Genomic DNA, 24,159 nt, shown 5'->3' with positions numbered 1-24,159 from the left:
GGCTTACCTCGGCTCCTGCACAAATGCAGACGTGGATACGAGCGCGTATTGACCGGCGCCATCTTTCGCCATGCTCTTGCCCAGCCCGGTGGTGGGGAAAACCGGCGAAATCTTGGCGCAGGCCCGCAGGATCATCAGTTCGTTGTCGCCAGCGTCGTTCTTGAAGTTCACCTTGGGTTGCACCTCTCTGGATGCGTCGGTGCAGGAGGCTTCACGCACCACGCCCGTCCAGTTGCGCGGATCGACCTGGATCATCTCGAGCCTGAGGTTGGATTTGCAATTGCTGATGAAGCCGGCACGGTCGCAGATCAGGTCCTTGATCGCGTCGTGCTGTGGGGCAGAGCCGGTGCTGAGGCGAATATCGCGTACGGTCAGATCCATCGCCCGTTCCAGGCTGGAATGGTTCAGGGTCATGATACCCAATTCGATGCCTGACAGCATGAAGAGCAGCATGGCAGGAAAGGTGATCACGAACTCGATCGTCCCGTTGCCGTTCTCCGAACGCAGGAAGCGCCTGAACAGGATCGCAACCCGGCGCCTCACTGGGTCAACCTCAATTTGCGGATCGACGAGGCGATCGACGAGAAGGCAATTCGAATTTTCTCGCCATCCGTATCGCGTTTGACCTCAAAGAAGTGGGCGTCGGAACTGGAACAGTACTTCAGGATGTCGACACCGCCGGATGGGGCGTCAAAGCCAATTGTGAACACGATGATGTTGTTGTCCTTGGCAACATCGCAGATCCGCTCCGTGCGGCTGTTCTTGACCCAGGTATTCACATAGTTGCGAACATCCTGATACCACTTTCGGTAAGCTTCCGACGATGACATGAAGTTACTATTGTCATAGTTTTCATCCAGGTTCGCCTTGAGAGTCACATGCGCCCAAAGATCCGGATAGGCGAGGTTGATCGGCGTGCCGGGTTCAGACCGTTCCGTGCAGAACCAGTTTTCCGGTGAGGATCCGATACATCCTTCGTCGCTGCCTTCTGGATGATTTGCTCCATAGGGATGGTCGGCCCACATGTTGCCATCACTCACCAAGTTGCCATTGCTGTCGTAATGCTGCCCCTTGTTGTCGTCGGGCCAGAAATAGGCGTCCGCTGGCGGGTGATAGATCGAATACGCTTTCTCGTCATTGTTGAAGAAGACATTCGAGGACCCCTCGCGAAACCCCTCGTTGATGAAGTATTGAGGCGTGTTCTGCCCGTCGGTCATCAGGACGATCACCTTGAGTGTCTCGCCGTCGTTGTAATTTGTTGGCAGCTGCGACGCGCTTTCGGGAACATCGCCGATCGTGCTGAGCGAATTCATTGCAATGCGAAGGCTGGGATCAAGCAGCGCCGTCCCCCACTTCATTCCAACGTCGATCGACGTGTTGCCGCGGGCGGTCAGATTGCTGATATAGGATTTCAGGATCTCCGGATCGGATTGCATGAGCAGGATTTGGCGGTCGACATCGGCCTCGCAGACTGGCAGTGATTGATCGTCATTTCCGACCAGAGTGACGTCTGATTGCATAAGCCCATCAAATACGTACCAGGGGTCGAAATGCATCGTTCGCTGGTATGCGTCGATATAGGACATGGTCGCCGTATCGAAGTCATCGCTCGCGAAATTGATGCAGTTCGAATACCGGTGCTCTTCGGATACATTGAATTGTTCCATCAGGGTCTGCGGCACCGCAACTTGGGTCGCATAGGGGATGATCGACATCGACAGGTCACCCTCGGCGCTGTTGTCGGCCATGGTATCGACAAACTCTCGTGCAGCCGTGATCAGGTTCGGCAAACGGTTGTTGTTGTTCATCGAACCCGAAACATCAAGCACCAGCGAGATCTCGACACCGTCGATGCGTTCCTCTGCCGTGCCAGCGGCCGGCGCGATCAGCGTGTCCACGCCATTCATGTGCATGAACTGCGTATCGATTGCTGTGCTGGCCGTCGCCGAAACCACGCGATAGCCAAGACCCTCGTCCACTGTCACCGAGGTGAGATATTCACCCAGTCCCGATTTCGCGAAATAATCTTCCACGACCGCAGATGGGTCCATCGGTTGATCAAGGTCTGCCGCCGCGAGGACCGCGCGATCCAGAGTCGCCTGGAGTTTGGAACGGTCGCGTTCAAAGCGCATGAAGTCGATGCCGATCCCGGCAACCATCAGGATGATGAGAAATGCATAGACGCCAAAGACCAGCATCGCGCCGCTGTCGTCGCGTGCGAAGTCACGCAGAAAACCTGCACGCACGGGGGCGCATACGGATCGTCTGTCGGGGCGATTCAGTTTGCTGGCCTTGGCATTGGAACTCATCGTTAAACCTCATCCGTCCTATTAGGGACATCGGACAAAAAAAATCTATCAATCTATGTCAACGGAACGTGACGGAAATTGGACACAAATCGCGCCAGATTACGTATTTTTCCTACAAGTTTAGTACAATCCTATCTCGTTCGTCGCCGAATTCCCCGCTGAACCACGCGCCCTTTCCACCCTGCATTATGGTCGATTTCATGCAGTCATGTACAGGATCATGTCAAATATGTCGCCAAACTTCACCATCTCGTCATAGGTTGGCTCGTAGAACACAGCACAGATGAGTCGTTGTGAACGTTCGGGAGGAGTAACATATGAACCAGAGAAACGAGCCGACATTCCGCGAAAGCGTCGATCTGATGTTCAATCGCGCGGTGGCGCTGATGGACTTGCCGCCGGGGCTGGAAGAAAAGATCCGGGTATGCAACGCCACCTATACCGTACGTTTTGGTGTGCGGCTGCGCGGGCAGATCCAGACCTTTACCGGGTACAGGTCAGTGCATTCCGAGCATATGGAACCGGTCAAGGGCGGTATCCGCTTCGCCACGGGCGTCAACCAGGATGAGGTCGAGGCGCTCGCCGCGCTGATGACCTATAAATGCGCCTTGGTGGAGACACCGTTTGGCGGCTCCAAGGGTGGTCTGAGGATCGATCCGCGCCAATATGACGAACACGAACTGGAGCAGATCACCCGTCGCTTTGCCTATGAACTGGTCAAGCGTGATCTGATTAACCCGAGCCAGAACGTGCCTGCGCCTGACATGGGAACGGGCGAGCGGGAAATGGCGTGGATTGCCGACCAATACGCCCGCATGAATACTACGGATATCAACGCGCGGGCCTGTGTGACTGGCAAGCCGCCGAATGCCGGCGGTATTGCCGGCCGGGTCGAGGCCACGGGGCGTGGCGTGCAATATGCCCTGAGAGAGTTCTTCCGACATCCCGAAGACGTTGCAAAGTCCGGCCTGTCTGGGTCGCTGGATGGCAAGAGGATCATCGTACAGGGTCTGGGCAACGTCGGATACCACGCGGCCAAATTCCTGGCCGAAGAGGATGGTGCGATCATCACCGGCATCATCGAACGCGATGGCGCTCTGTTCAATCCGGGGGGTCTTGATGTCGAAGCGGTGTTCAACTGGATACGCGGGCACGGAGGGGTCACCGGTTTCCCGGATGCGGCCCATTCCGCCGAGGGGGCTGCGGTTCTTGAAGAAGACTGCGACATCCTGATCCCGGCCGCACTGGAAGGCGTGATCAACCTGCAAAATGCGGACCGGATCAAGGCGCCATTGATCATCGAGGCGGCAAACGGTCCGATCACGGCGGGGGCGGATGACATTCTGCGCGCCAGGGGAGTCGTCATCATTCCGGACATGTACGCCAACGCGGGCGGTGTGACCGTGTCCTACTTCGAATGGGTCAAGAACCTGAGCCACATTCGCTTTGGCCGCATGCAACGTCGGCAGGAAGAGGCGCGTCACCAATTGGTCGTGGACGAATTGGAGCGCCTGGACCGATATCTCGGCGATGCCTGGTCGATGACTCCCGACTTCAAGAAGAAATACCTTCGAGGTGCTGACGAGTTGGAGCTTGTGCGGTCTGGTCTGGATGACACGATGCGTACGGCCTATCAGTCGATGCACGAGGTTTGGCACGAGCGCGATGATGTCGACGATTTGCGAACGGCAGCCTACCTCGTCTCGATTACCAAGGTGGCGGCGAGTTACCGCGCCAAGGGGCTTTGAACGCCGTGTTGCATCTGAGGCCTGAGCAAACCGGCTAGATCCGGGGCCCAGGCGATCATAGCTGCGGCAAGGTCGCACCAAAGTGACAAGCCGTCGGACAAACAATTCAGCCCGCGCGTGTCTACGTACGGGCTGGAGCGTTGAATTGGCAAGGCTGGCGCTGGATGCATCTCTGCAACGGATCTTGTTCAGCATCGCATAAACGGATCGGCGTAACGGCGCGCGGCGATTCCCGTGAACCTGCCGGGTAACCTTGCAGGGCATCTCACGACGCTATCAGATTGCGTCATATCAAAATCAGTTGGGTTTTCGTCGAGAGCGCTGATAGGTCTTGGAAAATGAACGGGCAAGGGCAACGTCCTGCGCTCTCGCAAATGGGGAATGACATGCGTTTTTCCGGCTGGAAAGTCCTGACGGAGGGGCTGACCGGGAATCGGGGTTGGACGCCGCACTGGCGCGACCCCGAGCCGAAACCCGAATACGATATCATCATCATCGGCGGTGGCGGGCATGGGCTGAGCACGGCCTACTACCTTGCCAAGGAGCATGGGCTGACCAACATCGCCGTGCTGGAAAAGAACTATATCGGTGGTGGCAATGTCGGGCGCAACACGACCATCGTGCGCGCGAACTATTTCCTGCAGGGCAATTCAGAATTCTATTCGCACTCCCTCAAGCTCTGGGAAGGTCTGGAAGAGGACCTGAACTACAACGTCATGCATTCCCAGCGGGGCCTGATCAACCTGTTTCACTCCGATGGGCAGCGCGATGCATTTGCGCGCCGTGGAAATGCAATGATCAACCAGGGCGATGACGCGGAATTGCTCGACCGGGACGGGGTGCGGGCCCATCTGCCCTATCTTGATTTCGACAACGGACGGTTTCCGATCTATGGTGGTCTGTATCACCCGCGGGGCGGGACCGCGCGCCATGACGCGGTCGCCTGGGGCTATGCACGGGGTGCCGATCGGCGCGGGGTCGATCTGATCCAGAACTGTGAAGTCACCGGCATTGATATCGAGAATGGCAAGGTTCGGGGTGTTCGGACGACACGCGGAGATATCCGGGCCAAGAAGGTCGGTATCGTGGTTGCGGGGCGATCCGGGCAGGTCGCGGCGATGGCCGGGATGCGTTTACCGATCGAAAGCCATGTCCTGCAAGCCTTTGTCACCGAGGGGCTGAAGCCGGTGATCAACCATGTGATCAGCTTTGGCATGGGGCATTTTTATATCAGCCAGTCCGACAAGGGTGGGCTGGTGTTCGGCGGCGATCTCGATTTCTATGCGTCCTACGCTCAGCGGGGCAATCTGCCGATGGTCGAGCATGTGATGGAGGCGGGGATGACGCTGATGCCGATGATCGGCAAGGCCCGGGTGCTGCGCAGTTGGGGTGGCATCATGGACATGACGCCGGATGGCTCGCCGATCATCGACAAGACCGGAATTGGCGGGCTCTATATCGACTGTGGCTGGTGCTATGGCGGGTTCAAGGCGGTGCCGGCTTCGGGGCATTGTTTTGCGCACCTGATGGCGACGGATCGGCCACATGGGGCCGCGACGCGGTTCCGGCTCGACCGGTTTCGCAGCGGGGACGGGTTGTTGGATGAAGAGGGCACCGGCTCTCAGCATAATCTGCACTAGGCGATGGAGGACAGGATGGGAGCCTCCGGCGGGAGTATTGTTGCAAAGATGAAATCGGGGTGGGGCGCATGAGGATCACCTGTCCGGTGTGCGGCGAGCGGGATCGGCGTGAGTTCTACTATCAGGGCGCGGCGGTGGCGCTGGACCGGCCTCTGCCTGATGCGGATGCGGCGGCATGGGATGCCTATGTCCATCTGCGTGACAATCCGGCCGGGGTAACACAGGACCTGTGGTATCATGAGGCGGGATGCGGGGCCTGGATCGTGGTGACGCGCGATACGGTGAGCCATAATGTGCTGGGGAGCGTGCCGGCTGCGGAGATCGGGTCGTGAGGGTTGCGGGCAAAGGTCTGGTCGATCGTGCGACGCCGGTTCGGTTCAGTTTTGATGGCGCGGTGCATGACGGGTTCGCGGGCGATACGCTGGCCTCGGCGCTTTTGGCGAATGGGGTCAAACTGGTCGGGCGGTCATTCAAGTACCATCGCCCGCGCGGCGTTCTGAGCGCAGGCAGTGAGGAGCCCAATGCGCTGATGACCATCGGGACGGGAGCCGGGGCGGAGCCGAACGTACGGGCGACGGTGCAAGAGATCTACGACGGTCTGGAGGCACGGAGCCAGAGCCGCTGGCCATCGCTGAACCTTGATGTGATGGCGATCAATGATCTGGCGGCGCCGTTCCTGGGGGCAGGGTTTTATTACAAGACCTTCATGTGGCCACGTGCCTTTTGGGAAAAGCTGTACGAACCCCTGATAAGGCACGCCGCCGGGTTGGGCGCCTTGTCGGGGGAACATAATCCGGACCGGTATGAGAAAGCCTTTGCCTTTTGTGATCTGCTTGTGGTCGGGGCCGGGCCGACAGGTTTGATGGCGGCGCTGGTTGCGGCGCGGGCCGGGGCGGATGTGATCCTTGCGGATGAAGATTTTCGGGCCGGAGGGCGGTTGCTCGCAGAACGCGAAGAAATCGACGGCAAGCCCGGCGTCGTCTGGGCCGATGACGTTGTGGCCGAACTTTCGGCACGGCCCAACGTGCGTCTGAAGCCGCGCACGACCGTTACCGGGGCGTATGATCAGGGGACCTATGGTGCGCTCGAGCGGGTTGGCCATCATCTTGCGACGCGGCACGAGGCGCTGCCGCTTGAAACGTTCTGGCGAATCGTAGCCAAGCGCACCATCCTGGCTTCCGGTGCGATCGAACGGCCCGTGGCGTTTCGCAACAATGACCGGCCGGGCATCATGACGGCGGGTGCGGTCAGGGCCTATCTCAATCGCTGGGGCGTGGTTCCGGGGAACAAGGTGGCGGTGTTTGGGAACAATGACGATGCGCATCGCACCGCGCGGGATCTGCTGGCGGCAGGGGTTCACGTCGCCGCCCTGATCGACAGCCGACACGACGCGCCGGATATGGCGGGCGTTCGTGTGTTCAAAGGCGCGATGGTGTCCAACAGCAGAGGCCGCCGGGCGTTGGAAAGCATTACCATCCGCAGCGTCAGTGGTGAGGACAACCTGGCGGTCGACTGCCTGGCGATGTCGGGGGGATGGAACCCAACGCTTCATCTGACCTGCCATACGAATAGCCGCCCGGTATGGCGCGATGATATTCAAGCATTCGTTCCCGTTTCCGGTGCCGTGCCGGGTCTGCGCGCTGCGGGGGCCTGTAACGGGACGTTCTCCACCGCCGCTTGCCTGCGCGCGGGTGCCGATGCGGCCAAGGCGGCGCTGGCTGATCTTGGGCGCACACCGCAGGGAATAGATGTCCCGACGGCGGAAGACGATTTCTATAGGCTGGCGCCGCTTTGGGCGGTGCCAGGGCGCGGTCGGGCGTGGCTCGATTTTCAGAACGATGTCACGGTCAAGGATATCAAACAGGCCGCAACCGAGAATTTTCGTTCGGTTGAGCATATGAAGCGCTATACCACGCAAGGCATGGCGACGGATCAGGGCAAGAATTCGAACGTCGCGGCGTTGGCCATCCTTGCGGATGTCACCGGGCGCGCCATTCCCGAGACCGGCACGACGACGTTTCGACCGCCCTATAGCCCGGTGTCGATTGCCGCGATGGGGGCAGGGGCACAAGGCAAGGGGTTTGCGCCGCAGCGCTTTACCACCAGCCATGCCGCCAGCCTTGAACGCAACGCGCCGATGATCGAGGCAGGGCTTTGGTATCGACCCGGCTATTTTCCCGCGCCGGGCGAAACCAACTGGCGACAATCCTGTGATCGCGAGGCTGCGATGGTGCGAGACTCGGTTGGCATTTGCGATGTGTCCACGCTCGGCAAAATCGACATTCAGGGGCCGGATGCGGCCGTGTTTCTGGATTTCCTTTATACCAATGTGTTCAGTACGCTAAAGGTCGGCCGCGTGCGTTATGGGCTGATGCTGCGAGAAGACGGGCATGTGATGGACGATGGCACGACCGCGCGACTGGGCGAACAGCATTATATCATGACCACGACAACTGCGGCTGCCGGGCCAGTGATGCGACATCTCGAATTCGTGCATCAGGGATTGCGCCCGGAACTGGATGTAGCGGTCACCTCGGTGACCGAACAGTGGGCGCAGTTCGCAGTCGCGGGACCGAAATCGCGCGATCTGTTGAACGACCTGTTGGACGAGTCGGTGACCAACAAAAACTGGCCGTTCATGGCCTGTGGTGCGGTTTCGGTGCAGGGCATTGCAGGGCGCTTGTTCCGGATCTCTTTCTCGGGCGAACACGCCTATGAGATCGCCGTTCCGGCACGATTTGGCGACAGCCTGTTCCGAATGCTGCTCAGCCGTGCAGAAGCGATGGAGGGCGGGGCGTACGGGATGGAGGCGCTGAATGTGTTGCGGATCGAAAAGGGGCACATCACCCATGCGGAAATCCACGGCCGCACAACGGCGGACGATATCGGGATGGCCGGCATGGTTTCCGCCAAGAAGGACTGTATCGGCAAGACAATGAGCGCGCGTGCGGGCCTGTCGGGGCCGGAGCGCGAACAGCTGGTCGGCCTCAAACCGGTGGGAGATGTCAAACAACTGACCGCTGGCGCGCATCTGTTTGACCCCGGGGACGAGGCCGTGCGCGTGAATGACAAGGGCTATGTCACCTCGGTTGCCTATTCGCCGACACTGGGCCACATGCTGGCGCTTGGGTTCCTGCGAAACGGGCGCGCGCGGCATGGGCAACAGGTGCGGGTCGTCGATCATCTGCGCGAAATCGAGACGCTGTGCGAGGTCGTCGATCCGGTGTTCCTTGATCCCGAAGGAGGGCGTGTTCGTGGCTGATCTCATCGCAAGAACGCCCTGCAAGGGTATGTTGCCGCTGGAAATTGGCGGCGCGGTGCTGCGTGAATGCGATGTCGGCAGAATGACCTCGATCTCGCCATTCAAAGGACAGCAGGCGGCGGTTTCCGACCTTCTGAATTCTGTGCATGGGGTTGGCCTACCGGGTCCGAACCGGACCAGCAAAAGTTCCGGATGCCATGTGATCTGGTTCGCCCGTGGGCAGGTCTTGCTGATGGGTGCTGATCCGGATCCGGCGCTGGCAAGGCATGCGGCGCTCACCGATCAAAGTGACGCCTGGGCGGTTGTCGCGCTGGAGGGGGCCAGGGCCGAGGACGTGCTGGCGCGCCTGGTGCCCGTGGATCTGCGCGGCAGTACTTTCAAAATCGGGCACACGCTGCGCACGCAGGTGATGCACATGCATGCCTCGGTGATCCGCATCGCTACCGACACGTTCCAGATCATGGTGTTCCGCTCGATGGCGGAAACTCTCGTTCACGATCTCAGATCGGCTATGGAGGGTGTCGCGGCGCGGGGGTAGAGTATCTCGATCCAAACTGATTCCGGAGTACCCCAATGATCCGTCTCGCGCTTGTCGCTTGTCTATTTGCCACGCCCCTTCTGGCCGCCGAATCCAAAGAGCAAAGCTGTGGCTACCAGGCACAGGTCATCAGCGCCATTCAGAAGGCGCGGCTTGACCGTGTAAAACAGGCGGATGTGGCCTCGACCATCGCAGCCAGCAATCCGACATGGCCCGCAAACTACAACGCGGCGATCCCGCAGCTGACCGAATTTGTCTACAGCCAGAAGAAACGCGATCTGAAAAAGACCGATCTGGGTGCGAACCTGCAGCAGCAGTGTCTTGAAAACTGGGATCAGATCCAGGAAATGCAGAAGAAATTGAAGAACTGAGATGTCCCTGCCACCGGGTTTTCTGGAAGAACTACGCTCACGGGCCAGCCTGTCACAGGTGGTCGGACGCAAGGTGATCTGGGACGCGCGGAAGTCCAATCAGGGCAAAGGCGACATGTGGGCTCCGTGCCCGTTCCACCAGGAGAAAACCGCGTCCTTCCACGTGGATGACCGCAAGGGATTCTACTACTGCTTTGGCTGCCATGCCAAGGGCGATGCGATTTCCTTTATCACCGAAACCGAGAACGTCGGGTTCATGGAGGCGGTCGAGATTCTTGCGCGTGAAGCCGGGATGACGATGCCAGCGCGCGATCCCAAGGCGCAGGAAAAGACCGACCGGCGCAGCGAATTGGCCAAGGTCATGGAGCAGGCGGTGCAGTTTTACCGCCTGCAACTCAAGACCAGCGCCGCCGCCGACGCGCGATCCTATCTCGACCGGCGTGGTCTCAAGGCCGAGCCGCAGGACCGGTGGGAGATCGGCTTTGCGCCGGCTGGCTGGCAGGGATTGTGGGATCATTTGCGCGGAAAATCCGTCCCGGACGATATGATCCTGGCGGCAGGACTGGCCAAACCGTCGACCAAGGGCGGCAAACCCTATGACACGTTTCGCAACCGTATCATGTTCCCGATCCGCGACGCGCGCGGGCGGTGTATCGCCTTTGGCGGGCGGGCGATGGACCCGAACGACAATGCGAAATATCTGAACTCGCCGGAAACCGAACTCTTTGACAAGGGGCGGAGCCTCTACAATCATGGCCCGGCGCGCAGCGCGGCGGGCAAGGGGAAGCCGCTGATCGTGGCCGAAGGCTATATGGACGTGATCGCGCTGGTGTCTGCCGGGTTCGATGCATCGGTGGCCCCCCTGGGCACGGCGATCACCGAAAACCAGCTGCAGCTGTTGTGGCGCATCGCGCCGGAGCCGATCATCGCGCTGGATGGCGACACGGCGGGGCTGGGGGCGGCGATGCGTCTGATCGACCTCGCGCTGCCATTGCTTGCGGCGGGGCAAAGCCTGCGGTTCGTGATCATGCCTGAAAAAATGGACCCTGATGACCTGATCCGTGATCAGGGTGCCGGGGCGATGCAAAAGCTGCTGGATCAGGCGGTCCCGATGGTACAACTGCTCTGGCAGCGCGAAACCGAGGGGAAGAGTTTCGACAGCCCGGAACGCAAGGCGGCGCTCGACGCGACGCTGCGCGAGCGTATCCAGCAAATCCGCGACCCGTCGATCAGGGGGCACTATGGTCAGGCGATCAAGGAACTGCGATGGCAGCTGTTTTCGCCACGTCGATCCGGGGCAGGGCGCAAGCCCTGGAAACCGGGACAGACGGCAATGCCTGTTCCAATGGCCGGCACCAAGACTTCGCTTTTGGTGGCCGCGGATGACGCAGCCCAGGTGCACCTGCGCGAAGCAGTCATTCTGGCCACGATTATCGCCACCCCCAAGGTCGTTCGCGAGTTTGAGAGCGATCTTGAGCGGATGGTCTGCGCCGACCCCGCACACGCCCGGCTGCGCGATCTGGTCTTGCGCCACGCAGAGTCGCAAGATCCACCGTTAACAGACATCCTCGCCGAAGAAATTGGGTCTGGCACCCTTGAAAACCTGCATGCCCTTCGCCATGTCGCAATCAGCCCCTGCGTTCGAAACCCGGGCGATGTTGATCTGGCGCGCATGACGCTGACCGAAGAACTCGCCAAACTCACCACGCAACGCGGGCTGACTGCCGAAATTGCCGAAGCCCTTGAAGATGTTGCGGGCGGCGCCGATGAGGCTTTGACATGGCGGCTGTCGCAGGCCGCAGAGGCCCGGAACCGGGCTACACGCAGTGAACATGACGACAAGGCAGAATATGACACCGGCGACAACGGGGCGCGAATCAACAGGGATGAACGCGCGCGTTTTGAAGCCCTGTTGCAGCAGATTGGGCAACCCAAATCGCAGCGGTGATGTGTTTTGGTAAAGAATCACTAAAGAAAAACGGGTAGATGGGTAGCCGAATCACCAAATCACGCTAATGATTCGCACAGAGCGAATCACCCGAGACGCCCTAGCAGGAGCATCGCATGGCCGCCAAAGACAACGACGACCGCAAATCCGACGATCAGGACGGTGAAATGTCGCTCGACATGAGCCAGACAGCCGTCAAGAAGATGATCGGTGAGGCGCGCGAAAAGGGCTATATCACCTACGATCAGCTCAATCAGGTGTTGCCGCCCGATCAGGTCAATTCCGAACAGATCGAAGACGTGATGTCGATGCTCAGCGAGATGGGCATCAACATCATCGAGGATGAAGAGGCCGAGGAGGAAGAGCAAAAGGGCTCGACCGAAGTCGCGACGACCGAGAGCGCGCGAGAGGTTACGGTTTCGACCGGCACGGCCGAAAAGCTCGATCGGACGGATGATCCGGTGCGCATGTATCTCCGCGAGATGGGCAGCGTCGAGTTGCTCAGCCGCGAAGGCGAAATCGCCATTGCCAAGCGGATTGAGGCCGGTCGCAATACCATGATCGCCGGGCTGTGCGAGAGCCCCTTGACCTTTCAGGCGATCACGATCTGGCATGACGAACTGCTCAGCGAAGACATTCTGCTGCGCGATGTAATCGATCTCGAGACCACATTCGGCAACCAGCTGGATGAAGAGGAGGAGGTTCAGGCCCCGGTTGTCGGTGCCACCGTCACGGCCGAGAAGCCGGCGGAAGAGGAAACGCCGGAACTGGACGCGGATGGCAATCCGATCGTCAAGGAAGATGACGACGACGAGGACGAACAGGCCAACATGAGTCTCGCCGCGATGGAGGCGGCACTCAAGGATCAGGTGCTGACTACCCTTGAAACGATCTCCAACGACTATGCGCAACTGTCGGACATGCAGGATAACCGGATTTCCGCAACGCTGAACGAGGACAATACCTTTAGCGACGCGGCCGAGGCGACCTATCAGTCACTGCGCTCTGAAATCGTGACGCTGGTGAACGGGCTGCACCTGCACAACAACCGGATCGACGCCCTGATCGACCAGCTCTATGGCATCAATCGGCGCATCATGTCGCTTGACAGTGCCATGGTCAAACTGGCGGACCAGGCGCGCATCAACCGGCGAGAGTTCATCGACGAATATCGGAGCCGGGAACTTGACCCCAACTGGCTCAGCGATATGTCGGAAAAGCCGGGGCGTGGATGGAAGATGTTCATCGAACGCTCGTCGGACAAGGTCGAGGAATTGCGCAACGATATGGCGCAGGTCGGTCAATATGTCGGTCTTGATATCAGCGAATTCCGCCGCATCGTGCAGCAGGTTCAAAAGGGCGAAAAAGAAGCCCGGCAGGCCAAGAAGGAAATGGTCGAAGCCAACCTGCGTCTGGTTATCTCGATTGCCAAGAAATACACGAACCGTGGCCTGCAATTCCTTGATCTTATTCAGGAAGGTAATATCGGCCTGATGAAGGCCGTCGACAAGTTCGAGTATCGTCGGGGCTACAAGTTCAGCACCTACGCGACATGGTGGATCCGGCAGGCCATCACCCGCTCGATTGCGGATCAGGCGCGCACTATCCGTATTCCGGTGCATATGATCGAGACGATCAACAAGCTGGTCCGCACCGGTCGCCAGATGCTGCACGAGATCGGTCGCGAGCCGACGCCGGAAGAACTGGCGGAAAAGCTGCAGATGCCTCTTGAGAAGGTTCGCAAGGTGATGAAGATCGCCAAGGAACCGATTTCGCTCGAAACCCCGATCGGCGACGAGGAAGACAGCCAGCTAGGCGACTTCATCGAGGATAAGAACGCGGTTCTGCCCTTGGATTCCGCGATTCAGGAAAACCTCAAGGAAACCACGACTCGCGTTCTGGCCAGCCTCACGCCTCGCGAGGAACGGGTGTTGCGCATGCGGTTCGGGATCGGCATGAACACCGATCACACGCTGGAAGAGGTTGGACAACAGTTCAGCGTGACGCGCGAGCGGATCCGCCAGATTGAGGCTAAGGCCCTGCGCAAGCTCAAACATCCCAGCCGCAGCCGCAAGCTGCGCAGCTTCCTCGATCAATAGGAATTGAATAGACCCCGCCAAACCATTGGCGGGGTCATTCGTATCGGCGTCCTATTGCGTTTTAGTCAGGCCAGGCGTCCGACGGGCATCTTTGATAAATACAGCGTGATCACCCTTTGCCTGCGCCACAGTTGCTCTATCGTTGCTTCAGGACCAACCGGAGGACCCACATGAGCAACAAGTTGACAGGTATCGCGCTGATCGCCGGACTTGCCTTTGCAATCCCACAGACCGGCGAAGCCTTTACCAGCAAGCTGGGCGCGCGGGTGAATCAGGTCAATTCAGCGGTTTTCGAAGTCGTCCCCCGCAGCAGCGGGAATGGGCAGGTTTTCTGGTGCAGTGCCGCCGACTATGCCCAACGCGCGCTGCGGGCGTCCTGGCGGGCTCGCATCTACATTGCCCGTGGGCGCGCGCCGAGCGTTACGACGGGCCGGCGGTCATCCGTGCAGTTCACGCTTGATCCAAAGGCGGCTGGCATTACGCCTGCACCTCCGTCACTCAGCCTGAACGCGCTGAATGTCGGCGAGAGCATGACCGTTCAGGAGGCCTATGGATACTGCCAGAGATCCCCGATATTCTAGGTATCAGTGCCGCAGCAATATCTGGCGATGATCCGCGCGACAACTTTGATTGTTCTGTGCCGGCATCGCCGATTCGGGACCGTGTCCCACCACTTGGCACAGCGTGAGGTGAGCATATGAAATTCGTCGTTCGCATGACACTGGCAGGGCTGATAGCCGTGCTTCCGACCTGGGGATCGGCCTGGTGGTCGTTCAACCGACTCGAGGTGTATCCGGTCTCGGAGACCGCTTGGGAAGTCATCGCCGGAGTCGGGACAAGCGCCGCAGACTACTGGTGCGGAGCAGGGGACTTCGCCCAGCGGGTGATGGGTGTGCCCGCCGCAAGCCGCATCTATATCTGGAAAGCCGTCGGGCCGAGCGTGAACCGCCCCGGTCGAAAGGCGGTGCAATTTTCCATGTCGCCACCACCGGGTGCGGACACAACCACGGGTTACTCTCTCTCTGTAAAGCGTGCGGGCGACAGCCTTGCGCGGCATTCGGCGGTGCAATATTGCTTTCAGCTTGATGGACCCGACGTCTGGAACCGGTGGTAGGCAGATATGAAACCAAACCGAATCCCGTACCGGGCCTGCACACTCGTCCTCGCGGGCGCGATTGCTGCAATTGCCGCCCCGTCGATGGCCTGGCGGGCCACCAACAATCACACCGTAAATCCGCTCTCGGCAACCTCGTTCGAAGTGATCGGCAGAGGCGGCATCTCCAGTATCGACTACTGGTGCGCCGCCGGAGACTACGCCCGCCGCGCGCTCGGGGCACCGCTGGACCAACGTATCTACATCTCGCGTGCGCGCGGAGAGGCAGAAACCGAAAACGCAAAGTCCGCAGTTCAATTCTCGCTCGAGCCGCCCGTCGGAAGCGATCTGCGTCCGGCCTTCCTGTTGACCGTGACCAGGATTGGCGACAATCTGAGTGCCTGGGCTGCCTGGAACTATTGCCTTCCGCAGACAGGAGCCGAAGGATAGTCCGGTTGGGCTCTGCGGAACAGACCGAATTCAATATCGAAACCTGTGGGCCGGGGCTCTACGAGGTATCGCGCGATGTTGCCGGGTGGGTGCGCGGCACCGGGCGCGTCACTGGCCTGCTGACGCTGTTCGTGCGCCATACCTCCTGTTCACTGCTCATTCAGGAAAACGCCGATCCCGAGGTTCAGGATGATCTCGCGGCGTTCTTTGACCGGCTTGTCCCGCCAAGCACCGATCCTGCCATGGCCTATCTGCGGCACACTTATGAAGGCCCCGATGACATGCCCGCGCACATAAAATCGGCACTGCTGCCGGTCAGCCTGTCGATTCCGGTGTCGGATGCGAAACCGGTACTTGGCACATGGCAGGGGATCTTCCTCTTTGAACATCGCACGGCCCCGCATCACCGCCGTGTGGCCGCCCATCTGGCATGACATCCGCATCTTGCGGTGTGAAATCCCCTCTACCCAAATCCTAGCGGCTCGCCTATAATTCTCGGCAAGTGGGCCAAAGCACCCACAACGAGTGGCAGAAATCATAGGGGGACGGCTGATGCGCTGCCCGTTTTGCGGAAATATCGACACACAGGTCAAGGATTCACGGCCCGCCGAGGATCACGTCTCGATCAGGCGCCGGCGGTTCTGTCCGGCCTGTGGCGGGCGGTTTACCACCTACGAACGGGTGCAGTTGCGCGATCTGGTGGTGATCAAGACAAATGGCAAGCGCGAGGACTTCGACCGTGACAAGCTGGAACGTTCAATTCGCATTTCGATGCAGAAGCGCCCGATTGAACCCGAACGTATTGATCAGATGATCTCTGGCATCGTACGGCGACTGGAGAGCATGGGAGAAACCGATATTCCATCCAACAAGATCGGCGAGATCGTGATGGAGGCCCTGGCCCGGATCGACACGGTGGCCTATGTGCGTTTTGCGAGTGTTTACAAGAACTTCCAGGCCGCAGATGATTTTGAGGATTTCGTTCACGAACTGCGCCCGCAGACGCCGGAAGAGTGACCGACAGCGATATACGCTATATGGCACTGGCGCTGTCGCTCGGGCGCCGTGGACAGGGGGTGTGCTGGCCGAACCCCGCTGTCGGCTGTGTGGTCGTTCATGACGGACGCATTGTCGGGCGGGGCTGGACGCAACCGGGCGGGCGGCCGCATGCGGAAACCGTGGCCTTGGCACAGGCGGGCGAACAGGCTCGCGGTGCAACGGTCTATGTCACGCTTGAACCTTGCGCACACCATGGCCAGACTCCGCCTTGCACAGACGCCTTGATCGCGGCAGGCGTCGCGCGTGTCGTCGCATCGATAGAAGATAGCGACGCAAGGGTTGCCGGTCAGGGATTCGCCGCATTGCGCGAGCACGGGATAGAGGTGTCCACCGGCGTTCTGGCGGAGGAGGCCGCGCGGGATCATGCCGGATTTTTCCTGAGAACCGAACAGGGCCGCCCCTTGGTCACGCTGAAACTCGCCAGCAGCTTTGACGGGCGGATTGCCACTGAAACCGGCCAAAGCCAGTGGATCACCGGACCCCTGGCACGTCGTACGGTGCACGGGATGCGCGCGCACCATGATGCCGTGATGGTTGGAGCGGGCACTGCGCGGATGGACGATCCATCTCTGACCGTACGTGACCTCGGGATTGCGCAGCAACCGGTGCGTGTTGTGGTATCGCGATATCTCGACCTGCCGTTCATGGGCAAACTGGCGCGCACGGCGGGCGAGATCCCACTGTGGATTTGTCATGGCGAGGGGGCCGACGCCGAGCGGCTGAGGGCCTGGGCCGGGCTGGGTGCGCGCTTGTTGCCCTGCGGCGCACGCGGGATGCAGCTTGATCCGCAGGAGATCCTGCGCCAATTGGGCGACGCGGGGCTGACGCGGGTGTTCTGCGAAGGAGGCAGCGCGTTGGCGGCCTCGTTGCTGATTGCCGATCTGGTGGATGAGTTGGTCGGTTTCACCGCAGGGCTCGCCATCGGGGCTGACGGATTGCCCGCGATCGGGGGCCTTGGCATCACGCATCTGGCGAGTGCGCCACGATTTGAGCTGATTGAAACGCGCGAAATCGGACCAGACATCCTGCACCGATGGCGTCGCGCGATCTGAGCAATCCTGCTGCCGGTTGGATCAACGCCAGAGATATGCGTAGGTGGCAAACAGCCCTTGCAGCTTTGATACTGTGCGATTGACCGGGCCGGGCCGGGGCGTCGAAGCGTCATTGAGACGGTCGACAACCACTTCGACCGGGCAAGTCTGTCCGGTTACCGGGTCGAAATAACGCGGATAATCGATCAGTGCCGCATGCGCCAGGCCCAGCAGGTCCGGACGGGCCCGGCGACGCTCTGGGATATCGCCCAGATCGGTGGTCAGACCCCATCCGGCGTAGAACGGAGCGCCAACCGTGGTCACCGGGATACGGCGCAGCAACGCTTCGAACCCAAGCAGCGAGGTCATTGTCCAGACCTCGTCGACTTGCTCCAGCAGGGCGGTGGGATCGGTTTTTGTGGCGACCATGTCTGCATTCACGGCATCGATGACCCCGGGGCGAAGTCCGGCTTCGACATCGGGGTGCGGTTTGTAGATCACGCTGGCATCAGGGTGCGCGAGTCTGACCGCGCGCAACAAGGCAGCGTTGGTCGAGATATTGCCTGTGCCCAGACGGATGGAGGCGTCATCCTCGACCTGGCCGGGGACCAGGATGCGATGGCCTTCGGGCAGGGCGGTGGCCGGGCCACCGACATTGTACTTGCTGAGCCCGTTGCGGATGAGCGTCGTGATTAATCGCTCGACGCGCAGGCTCTGATCGGGCCGCAGGGTTTGGCGCGCCGCGACAAACGTTTCCAACCGGCTTGGTTGGTTGGGATCGTAGTAGATGCCCAGATCGTCAAGCGCGAGGGAAAGTGCCGGAACCAGGCTTGCGCCCAACCCGCGCGAACGCAGGAAACCGTCTTCTACACGAATCGTATCATTGGCTGAAGAGCGGGCACTGCCCCAGATCATATGGCGACGATCGGGGAATTTTCCTCGCTCCCTGTCGAATTTGACACGTTTGACACTGCCGAATGTCTGCTGCATCGGTCGGCGCTTCCAGAGGCGGATGCCGCTTGCAACCCATCCCTGCCGATCCTCGCGCCAGGCCCGGACCTGCGCCTCAAGATTGTCCAGCACTGTTTCCAACTCACACAGCCGATCTCGGAATGGATCGTACCAAGTGGGATAGAGGATCATGGCGGCGGCGAAAATCTGCGCCCGGGTCAGCTTGCGCGTGCGGCGCGGCACCGGGTTTTGATCCGTGCTCAGCCCCCATCCCGAATAAAACGGCTGACCAAAGACACGGGGCCTGTGCCCGGCAAGGATCGCCTCGAAACCCAGATGCGAGGACACGGTATAGACGCCAACGGCCCCGTCCAGAATTTCCCAGGGGCTGAGCGGATCATCTCTGAGGCTGACCCGGTTGCTGGCATCCGTCTCGGAATAATACCCGGACCGGAAACCCGCGCGGGTCTCGGGGTGCGTCTTGATGATCACCCGCGCACCGGGATGTTCTTCCTGCGCAAAGACCAGCATCTCGCGGAACAGGGCGTCATTGCCTTTGCTGGCCGTGACCGACGCATCGTCGCGGACCTGATCGAGCACGAGGACATAACCGGGATCGGGTGGTCGCAGAGCCGTGTCGTGGGTGTTGTATTTGCTCAGATGGTGGTCGCGAATGCGGGCGATGGCGCCTCTTGCACGGTCCAGAATCGCGGTGTCGTCCAACGGATCATGCGACAGGATCTGTTCCAGACCTGACGGATGTGACGGATCGAAATGAAGGCCTGCACGGTCCAGCAACAGCCCGACAGGTGGTTCTCCCGCTCGGCCTGGATGGATCGAGCGCAGAAAGGCGTCCTCGAGATGTAACAGCGGCACATTGCGAGTGCGCGCGATTCTCTGGCCGCGCCAGGCGGTAGGGCTATTGCCCCAGACCCCAACGAGGTCATCCGGGCCGGGCAGGCCAAGACGCAGGTCATATCCCGCAAGATGCAGAATTCGGCGCACCCGCCGTTGTGTCAGAAATCCGCCACTATAGGCATAGACCCGGGACCGATCGCTTTCCCCGGGTGTCGGCGCGTGGCCGCTCATACCTATTGGGTCAGGGTGGCGACATTCGCGATGGGGGTCAGCCCGCCTACGATGAGCGAAATCGACTTGCTCCACTGTGCATAAGGCGCCTCTGTCACATAGAGCGTATCACCGTCATGGATCACGAAATCGCGGGCCTGAAACACGCCGTTCGGCTCTTTGAGATTCAGCACATATACAAGCCGTTGCGCCCCCTGAAGATCGTCGCGACCGAGCACCTGGTTGGCAATTGCGGCCTTTTCGTTGCGGAAAACGAAGATACCGGTGGGATCGGAGGACACGGAGATCAAGCCGCCGACCTGCGCCAATGCATCCATCGCTGAGAGGTTCTTGGTCTCGAATTTCACACGTGCTTGCTGGCTGGTGGCGCCGATCGCGGTGTAGGCTCTGCTGTCTTCTTCAACGAGGATACGGTCGCCGCCGCGCAGGGCGATGTCCAGATTGGGGTCCTTGTAGAGGTCCTGAAACCAGACCGTTCCCTTTCGTGTGCCGCGAATGACCGTCACCAAGGCAATTTCGGGTTCGATGACGACGCCGCCAGCTTTGGCGAGCATCGCCGCCAGCGTACGGGTCGGGCGTTCGATGGGATAGACACCCTGGGCTCCGACACCGCCAACAAGAGAGACCGTCGAACCGTCACCGGCCAGGCGCCGCACTTCGACCTGCGGATCGGGAGTCTGGTCCATCAGCCGTTCGGTGATAACCGCACGCAATTGTTCCGGAGTGTTGCCGGCGGCGCGGATGCGACCGCCATAGGGTACAAAGATGTACCCGCCGCTGTCGACCTGAACCTCTTCAAGTGCGGTGGAATTGCCGACGTCGCCCGCGAGCAGACCGTCATCGACGTTTTCCCAGATCGTCAGGCCTAGCGTGTCGCCCGGGCGAATGGTGTCGGAGGTCAGCTGCGGCGTCGTCCTGAAATCGCTCGAAAACCCGAGCGCGGGTACAACGGCCGTGGCGCGGGTGACACGGTCATTGACCGAGACCACAAAGGCGTCCCCATCCTTTTGCAACGAACCGTCGAAAATCTGGCCTTTGGTCGGGCCTGCCTGCGGCAACGAACAGGCGGCCAGCGTACCGGCCATGACAGTGATTGCGGCGAATCTAACCCATCGGAACGAAACAGTTTTCACAGAGCGGCCCCCTCGACCCGGTGTCGGTGTTCATCATTTCTGCGCAACCTAGAGGAATTGGTATGGGATAACCAGTCATGGCCCAGCGATCTCAGGTGATCGCCCGCAGCTGTGGTTTCTGTGCCTCGGGACCGAATTCCCGTGCGGAATAAGGGTCCCGGGGATCAAGTATCATGTCCACGACACGGCGCAGCAATCTTTGCCGACTGCGGGCTGAATAGAAGCCTCCCGGCACCTGGCTGGTTTCCAGCAGATAGCGCCGGAAGATCAGGTAGGATGATGTATCAGGCCGACGCGGATTTGCGAAGAAGGCAGGCAACGGTTGATCAGAGATGAACTCGGGTTTGTCATAGACCGCGCGTCCGAAAATCCGCAGCGGCAGACCCCGCCAGAGGGCCTGTTGCCCGGCAGTGGAGTTGACCGTGACCACGCTGCGCGCATCATCCATAAGCCGGGCCAGCTTGCCGCCGCGCACGAAATGCACACGGTTGCAAAGCCCGTGTTCCTTTGCGATGCGGGCGATGTCCTGTGGCACAGGGGTGCGCCCGTCTTCCAGCGGATGGGCCTTGAAGACCAGATGATGATGCGGCGGCGCTCCTTCGGCAAAACCTGCGATGACCTGGGCCAGGAATTCAGCCGTGCTGTCAAAGCAGGAATGATCTTGAAAACTGGCGTCATGTTCGAGCTGCAGCAGCGCCAGATGGTAGGGATAGCCGCCCCGCCGAATGCGCGCTGTTCTCAGGCGGCGTTCGGCGGCATGCGCCGGAATCAGCAGCAATCGCTTGAGATGCAACAGGAACTCGCGGGTGACAGGCACCGTCCGATGCGGGCGAAAGTGACGATAGCCCCGGTTGGTGAACATCACGCACCAATGGTAGGCCGCGCCGTAGAACATGTGCTGGCGCATGTCGCCCCAATGCGCGGGCGGCGGTGGCGCCTCGATATCCGCGCGCTCAAGCTGTGCCTGCATTTCGGAAACGGCCATGTCCATCAGGCGGGAATTGCCGTTCGCGCCACCGCGTTCATACGTCACCCAATAGGGGCGCATATAGCCTTCCTCGAACACATGCACGGTGATGTTGCGGACGCGGGCGGCGGCAATGGCGGTGGCATGAACGCTGCGGGTGTCGCCGTAGAGCACGATATCCGTCACGCCATGCAGATCGAAGAGGCCGTCGACGGTTTCGGGCCAGTCCTCGGGGGTGCCGCGAAACGGGATGTAGCTTGGGCGATCAAACCAGAACGCGCGGTCCCCTGCATTGAATCCCACACGCAACACGCGGGCGCCAGTATTGCGCAGCATGCGTCCAAGCGCGTTGAAGAACGGGCCGTGCGGCCCCTGCAGAAACAGAAACACCCTTTCGCTGCGCGGCAATGACACCGTTGTTTGGCTGGCAGAAATGATCCGCTTGCTCCGGCACTGGGAAACAGCAAATTTATGGCCCGGCGTGTCGCGTTTGGCAAGACGTGGGGCTTGCCGCGCGGGGCATCGCTGGTTACGTGAGAAGAACAGATACAAGGGGGCGCAGCATGTTCACAGGCATCATCACAGATATAGGCACCGTGCGGGAACTGGATCAGCAAGGCGACCTGAGGGCGCGAATTGCGACTGGATACGATACTGCGGGCATCGATATCGGGGCCTCGATTGCCAGCGATGGCGTCTGTCTGACCGTGATCGCATTGGGTGATGACTGGTACGATGTACAGGTGAGTGCCGAGACGGTCTCAAAGACAAATCTCGGGGCCTGGACCGAAGGCAAGCGGGTGAACTTGGAACGGGCTCTGAAGGTCGGGGACGAATTGGGCGGCCATATCGTATCCGGCCACGTGGACGGGGTTGCCGAGGTGATCGCCGTGGTGGACGAAGGGGACAGCACCCGCGTGTCCTTGCGCGCGCCCGCCGATCTGGCGCGGTTCATTGCGCCGAAAGGATCGGTCGCGCTGAACGGCACGTCACTGACGGTGAACGAGGTCGAGGGGACGACATTCGGGATCAACTTCATCCCCCACACCAAGGATGTTACCACTTGGGGGGATGTCGCGGTCGGGGATCGTGTGAATCTCGAGATTGATACTCTGGCACGCTATGTCGCGCGACTGGCCGAGACCGCCGTGGTGTGAGCAACCGGGCAGGGGGCGCTGCCCCCTCCAGCGAAAATCCGGGATTTTCGCCGTTCACCCCCGGAGTGTTTTGACAAGGATGAAGCCAAGGGGCGAGGCTTTCGCCGATGACATCGCGTTCCGGGTCTGGCGTTCGTGACCCGTGTGGGGTATCTGCGCCGAGAGCAAACTGTGCACGGAAAGACGACCTTATGAGCTTTGAAACCCCAGGTCAGGTCGAGACCGACCTGCGCCATGCCATATCTCCGATTGAGGAGATCATTGATGCGGCAGGGCGCGGCGAGATGTTCATACTGGTCGACCACGAGGATCGCGAGAATGAAGGCGACCTGGTGATTGCCGCCGAGTTCGCCGATGCCAATGCGATCAATTTCATGGCGACTCATGGGCGGGGACTGATCTGTCTGCCGATGTCGGCGGACCGGGTTGACCGGTTGGGTCTTCCGATGATGGCCGTCAACAATAGTTCGCGGCATGAAACACCATTTACCGTGTCGATCGAGGCACGCGAAGGTGTCAGCACCGGCATTTCAGCGCCGGACCGGGCCCATACGGTCGCGGTCGCAATCAACGAACAGAACACGATGGCCGCGCTTGCGACGCCGGGGCATATCTTTCCGCTGCGCGCACGCAGCGGCGGTGTTCTCGTGCGCGCGGGTCATACCGAGGCAGCGGTGGATATCGCACGGCTTGCAGGGTTGAAGCCTGCCGGCGTGATCTGTGAAATCATGAATGCGGATGGCACCATGGCGCGCCTGCCAGAGCTTGTGGAGTTTGCCACATCGCATCATCTCAAGATTGGCACGATTTCTGACCTGATCGCCTATCGCAATCTCAACGACAACCTGGTGGATCAGACAGCACAGCAGAGCGTGACCTCGGAATTCGGGGGCGACTGGGATATGCGTATCTTTACCGACCAGACCCACGGGGTTGAACATGTGACGCTGATCAAGGGCGATATCACCACCCCTGAGCCGGTCCTCACCCGTACCCATGCGCTGCATGAGGCGAGCGATATGCTGGGATTGGGGCCGAAACCGGCGCGCGAACTGTCTCGTGCGATGGAGTTGATTGCCGAGGAAGGGCGCGGAATTGTCTGCCTTTTCCGCGAGCCGCGCCATTCGCTCTACGCCACGGAGGAAGAGGGGCCGCGGACCATCAAGCGGACCGGTCTTGGCGCGCAAATCCTGTCGGCTCTCGGGGTCAAGGACTTGATCCTGCTGACGGATTCACCACGCACGCGCTATCTTGGGTTGGATGCCTACGGGTTGTCGATCGTCGACACGCGCCCGATCATGTCCGAGGAATAGA

Annotated in this window: 21 protein-coding genes; 16 read left to right on the top strand and 5 right to left on the bottom strand. The window is 60.3% G+C overall.

Features of this window, described 5'->3' with window-relative positions; all coding sequences use genetic code 11:
* Window positions 1–3 precede the first annotated feature (3 nt).
* Together QO231_RS06570 and QO231_RS06565 are read right to left on the bottom strand one after the other, a co-directional pair.
* A complete protein-coding gene (locus tag QO231_RS06570; RefSeq protein ID WP_316774474.1) occupies window positions 4–543 on the bottom strand; it encodes a TadE/TadG family type IV pilus assembly protein in 540 nt (179 codons plus the stop codon).
* On the bottom strand, window positions 540–2,309 hold the full coding sequence (locus tag QO231_RS06565; protein WP_316774471.1) for a TadE/TadG family type IV pilus assembly protein: 1,770 nt from the start codon (window positions 2,307–2,309) through the stop codon (window positions 540–542). Before QO231_RS06565 ends, QO231_RS06570 begins: the two co-directional genes overlap by 4 nt.
* 317 nt (window positions 2,310–2,626) lie before the next feature.
* On the opposite strand from QO231_RS06565, the gene QO231_RS06560 reads away from it, so the two are divergent.
* The 14 genes from QO231_RS06560 (at window position 2,627) to ribD (ending at window position 17,569) form a co-directional block, all read left to right on the top strand.
* Entirely contained in the window at window positions 2,627–4,057 is a 1,431-nt protein-coding gene (locus QO231_RS06560) for a Glu/Leu/Phe/Val family dehydrogenase (protein ID WP_316774468.1), read from the top strand.
* A gap of 386 nt (window positions 4,058–4,443) precedes the next feature.
* Window positions 4,444–5,697 carry a sarcosine oxidase subunit beta family protein gene (locus tag QO231_RS06555; RefSeq protein WP_316774465.1) on the top strand — a complete coding sequence of 418 codons (1,254 nt, stop codon included), beginning with the start codon at window positions 4,444–4,446 and terminating at the stop codon, window positions 5,695–5,697.
* A 68-nt stretch (window positions 5,698–5,765) separates the two neighbouring features.
* A complete protein-coding gene (locus QO231_RS06550; protein ID WP_316774463.1) occupies window positions 5,766–6,029 on the top strand; it encodes a sarcosine oxidase subunit delta in 264 nt (87 codons plus the stop codon).
* On the top strand, window positions 6,026–8,959 hold the full coding sequence (locus tag QO231_RS06545; RefSeq protein ID WP_316774460.1) for a sarcosine oxidase subunit alpha family protein: 2,934 nt from the start codon (window positions 6,026–6,028) through the stop codon (window positions 8,957–8,959). Before QO231_RS06550 ends, QO231_RS06545 begins: the two co-directional genes overlap by 4 nt.
* Window positions 8,952–9,497, top strand: a complete 546-nt coding sequence (locus QO231_RS06540) for a sarcosine oxidase subunit gamma (RefSeq protein ID WP_316774457.1) — start codon at window positions 8,952–8,954, stop codon at window positions 9,495–9,497. Before QO231_RS06545 ends, QO231_RS06540 begins: the two co-directional genes overlap by 8 nt.
* 35 nt (window positions 9,498–9,532) lie before the next feature.
* Window positions 9,533–9,868 carry a hypothetical protein gene (locus tag QO231_RS06535; protein ID WP_316774454.1) on the top strand — a complete coding sequence of 112 codons (336 nt, stop codon included), beginning with the start codon at window positions 9,533–9,535 and terminating at the stop codon, window positions 9,866–9,868.
* A gap of 1 nt (window position 9,869) precedes the next feature.
* Window positions 9,870–11,816 carry a DNA primase gene (dnaG, locus tag QO231_RS06530; protein WP_316774451.1) on the top strand — a complete coding sequence of 649 codons (1,947 nt, stop codon included), beginning with the start codon at window positions 9,870–9,872 and terminating at the stop codon, window positions 11,814–11,816.
* Window positions 11,817–11,932: 116 nt separating this feature from the next.
* On the top strand, window positions 11,933–13,915 hold the full coding sequence (gene rpoD / locus QO231_RS06525) for an RNA polymerase sigma factor RpoD (protein WP_316774448.1): 1,983 nt from the start codon (window positions 11,933–11,935) through the stop codon (window positions 13,913–13,915).
* A 170-nt stretch (window positions 13,916–14,085) separates the two neighbouring features.
* The gene (locus QO231_RS06520) at window positions 14,086–14,496 is read left to right on the top strand and encodes a hypothetical protein (RefSeq protein WP_316774447.1); all 411 of its coding nucleotides are present in this window, start codon (window positions 14,086–14,088) and stop codon (window positions 14,494–14,496) included.
* Window positions 14,497–14,612: 116 nt separating this feature from the next.
* Complete coding sequence (locus QO231_RS06515) at window positions 14,613–15,029, top strand: hypothetical protein (RefSeq protein WP_316774445.1); 417 nt, start codon at window positions 14,613–14,615, stop codon at window positions 15,027–15,029.
* A 6-nt stretch (window positions 15,030–15,035) separates the two neighbouring features.
* Window positions 15,036–15,458: a hypothetical protein gene (locus QO231_RS06510; RefSeq protein WP_316774443.1), complete on the top strand. Its 423-nt coding sequence runs from the start codon at window positions 15,036–15,038 to the stop codon at window positions 15,456–15,458.
* Between the two features lie 5 nt (window positions 15,459–15,463).
* Entirely contained in the window at window positions 15,464–15,892 is a 429-nt protein-coding gene (locus tag QO231_RS06505; RefSeq protein ID WP_316774440.1) for a secondary thiamine-phosphate synthase enzyme YjbQ, read from the top strand.
* A 118-nt stretch (window positions 15,893–16,010) separates the two neighbouring features.
* Window positions 16,011–16,475, top strand: coding sequence for a transcriptional regulator NrdR (nrdR, locus tag QO231_RS06500; RefSeq protein ID WP_316774438.1), 465 nt, complete (start codon window positions 16,011–16,013; stop codon window positions 16,473–16,475).
* On the top strand, window positions 16,472–17,569 hold the full coding sequence (ribD, locus tag QO231_RS06495) for a bifunctional diaminohydroxyphosphoribosylaminopyrimidine deaminase/5-amino-6-(5-phosphoribosylamino)uracil reductase RibD (RefSeq protein ID WP_394356576.1): 1,098 nt from the start codon (window positions 16,472–16,474) through the stop codon (window positions 17,567–17,569). The genes nrdR and ribD overlap by 4 nt, the downstream gene beginning before the upstream one ends.
* 21 nt (window positions 17,570–17,590) lie before the next feature.
* Here the strand turns inward: ribD and QO231_RS06490 are convergent, their stop codons facing one another.
* The 3 genes from QO231_RS06490 to QO231_RS06480 all read right to left on the bottom strand — a co-directional run bounded on the left by QO231_RS06490 (window position 17,591) and on the right by QO231_RS06480 (window position 22,078).
* Entirely contained in the window at window positions 17,591–19,588 is a 1,998-nt protein-coding gene (locus QO231_RS06490) for a capsular polysaccharide biosynthesis protein (RefSeq protein ID WP_316774436.1), read from the bottom strand.
* A gap of 2 nt (window positions 19,589–19,590) precedes the next feature.
* A complete protein-coding gene (locus QO231_RS06485; RefSeq protein ID WP_316774434.1) occupies window positions 19,591–20,673 on the bottom strand; it encodes a polysaccharide biosynthesis/export family protein in 1,083 nt (360 codons plus the stop codon).
* 139 nt (window positions 20,674–20,812) lie between these two features.
* On the bottom strand, window positions 20,813–22,078 hold the full coding sequence (locus QO231_RS06480; protein ID WP_316774432.1) for a capsule biosynthesis protein: 1,266 nt from the start codon (window positions 22,076–22,078) through the stop codon (window positions 20,813–20,815).
* A 173-nt stretch (window positions 22,079–22,251) separates the two neighbouring features.
* Here QO231_RS06480 and QO231_RS06475 point away from each other — a divergent pair, with 173 nt between their 5' ends.
* Together QO231_RS06475 and ribB are read left to right on the top strand one after the other, a co-directional pair.
* A complete protein-coding gene (locus QO231_RS06475) occupies window positions 22,252–22,845 on the top strand; it encodes a riboflavin synthase (protein WP_316774430.1) in 594 nt (197 codons plus the stop codon).
* A gap of 191 nt (window positions 22,846–23,036) precedes the next feature.
* Window positions 23,037–24,158 (top strand): 3,4-dihydroxy-2-butanone-4-phosphate synthase, encoded by a 1,122-nt coding sequence (gene ribB, locus QO231_RS06470; RefSeq protein WP_316774428.1) that lies wholly within the window; start codon window positions 23,037–23,039, stop codon window positions 24,156–24,158.
* Window position 24,159 lies beyond the last annotated feature (1 nt).

Origin of the sequence: Sedimentitalea todarodis (assembly GCF_032595355.1) — a bacterium.
Lineage (GTDB): Bacteria > Pseudomonadota > Alphaproteobacteria > Rhodobacterales > Rhodobacteraceae > Sedimentitalea > Sedimentitalea todarodis.
The sequence above is the reverse complement of the archived record's forward strand: the minus strand, read 5'-3'. Positions and strand labels throughout refer to the sequence as shown.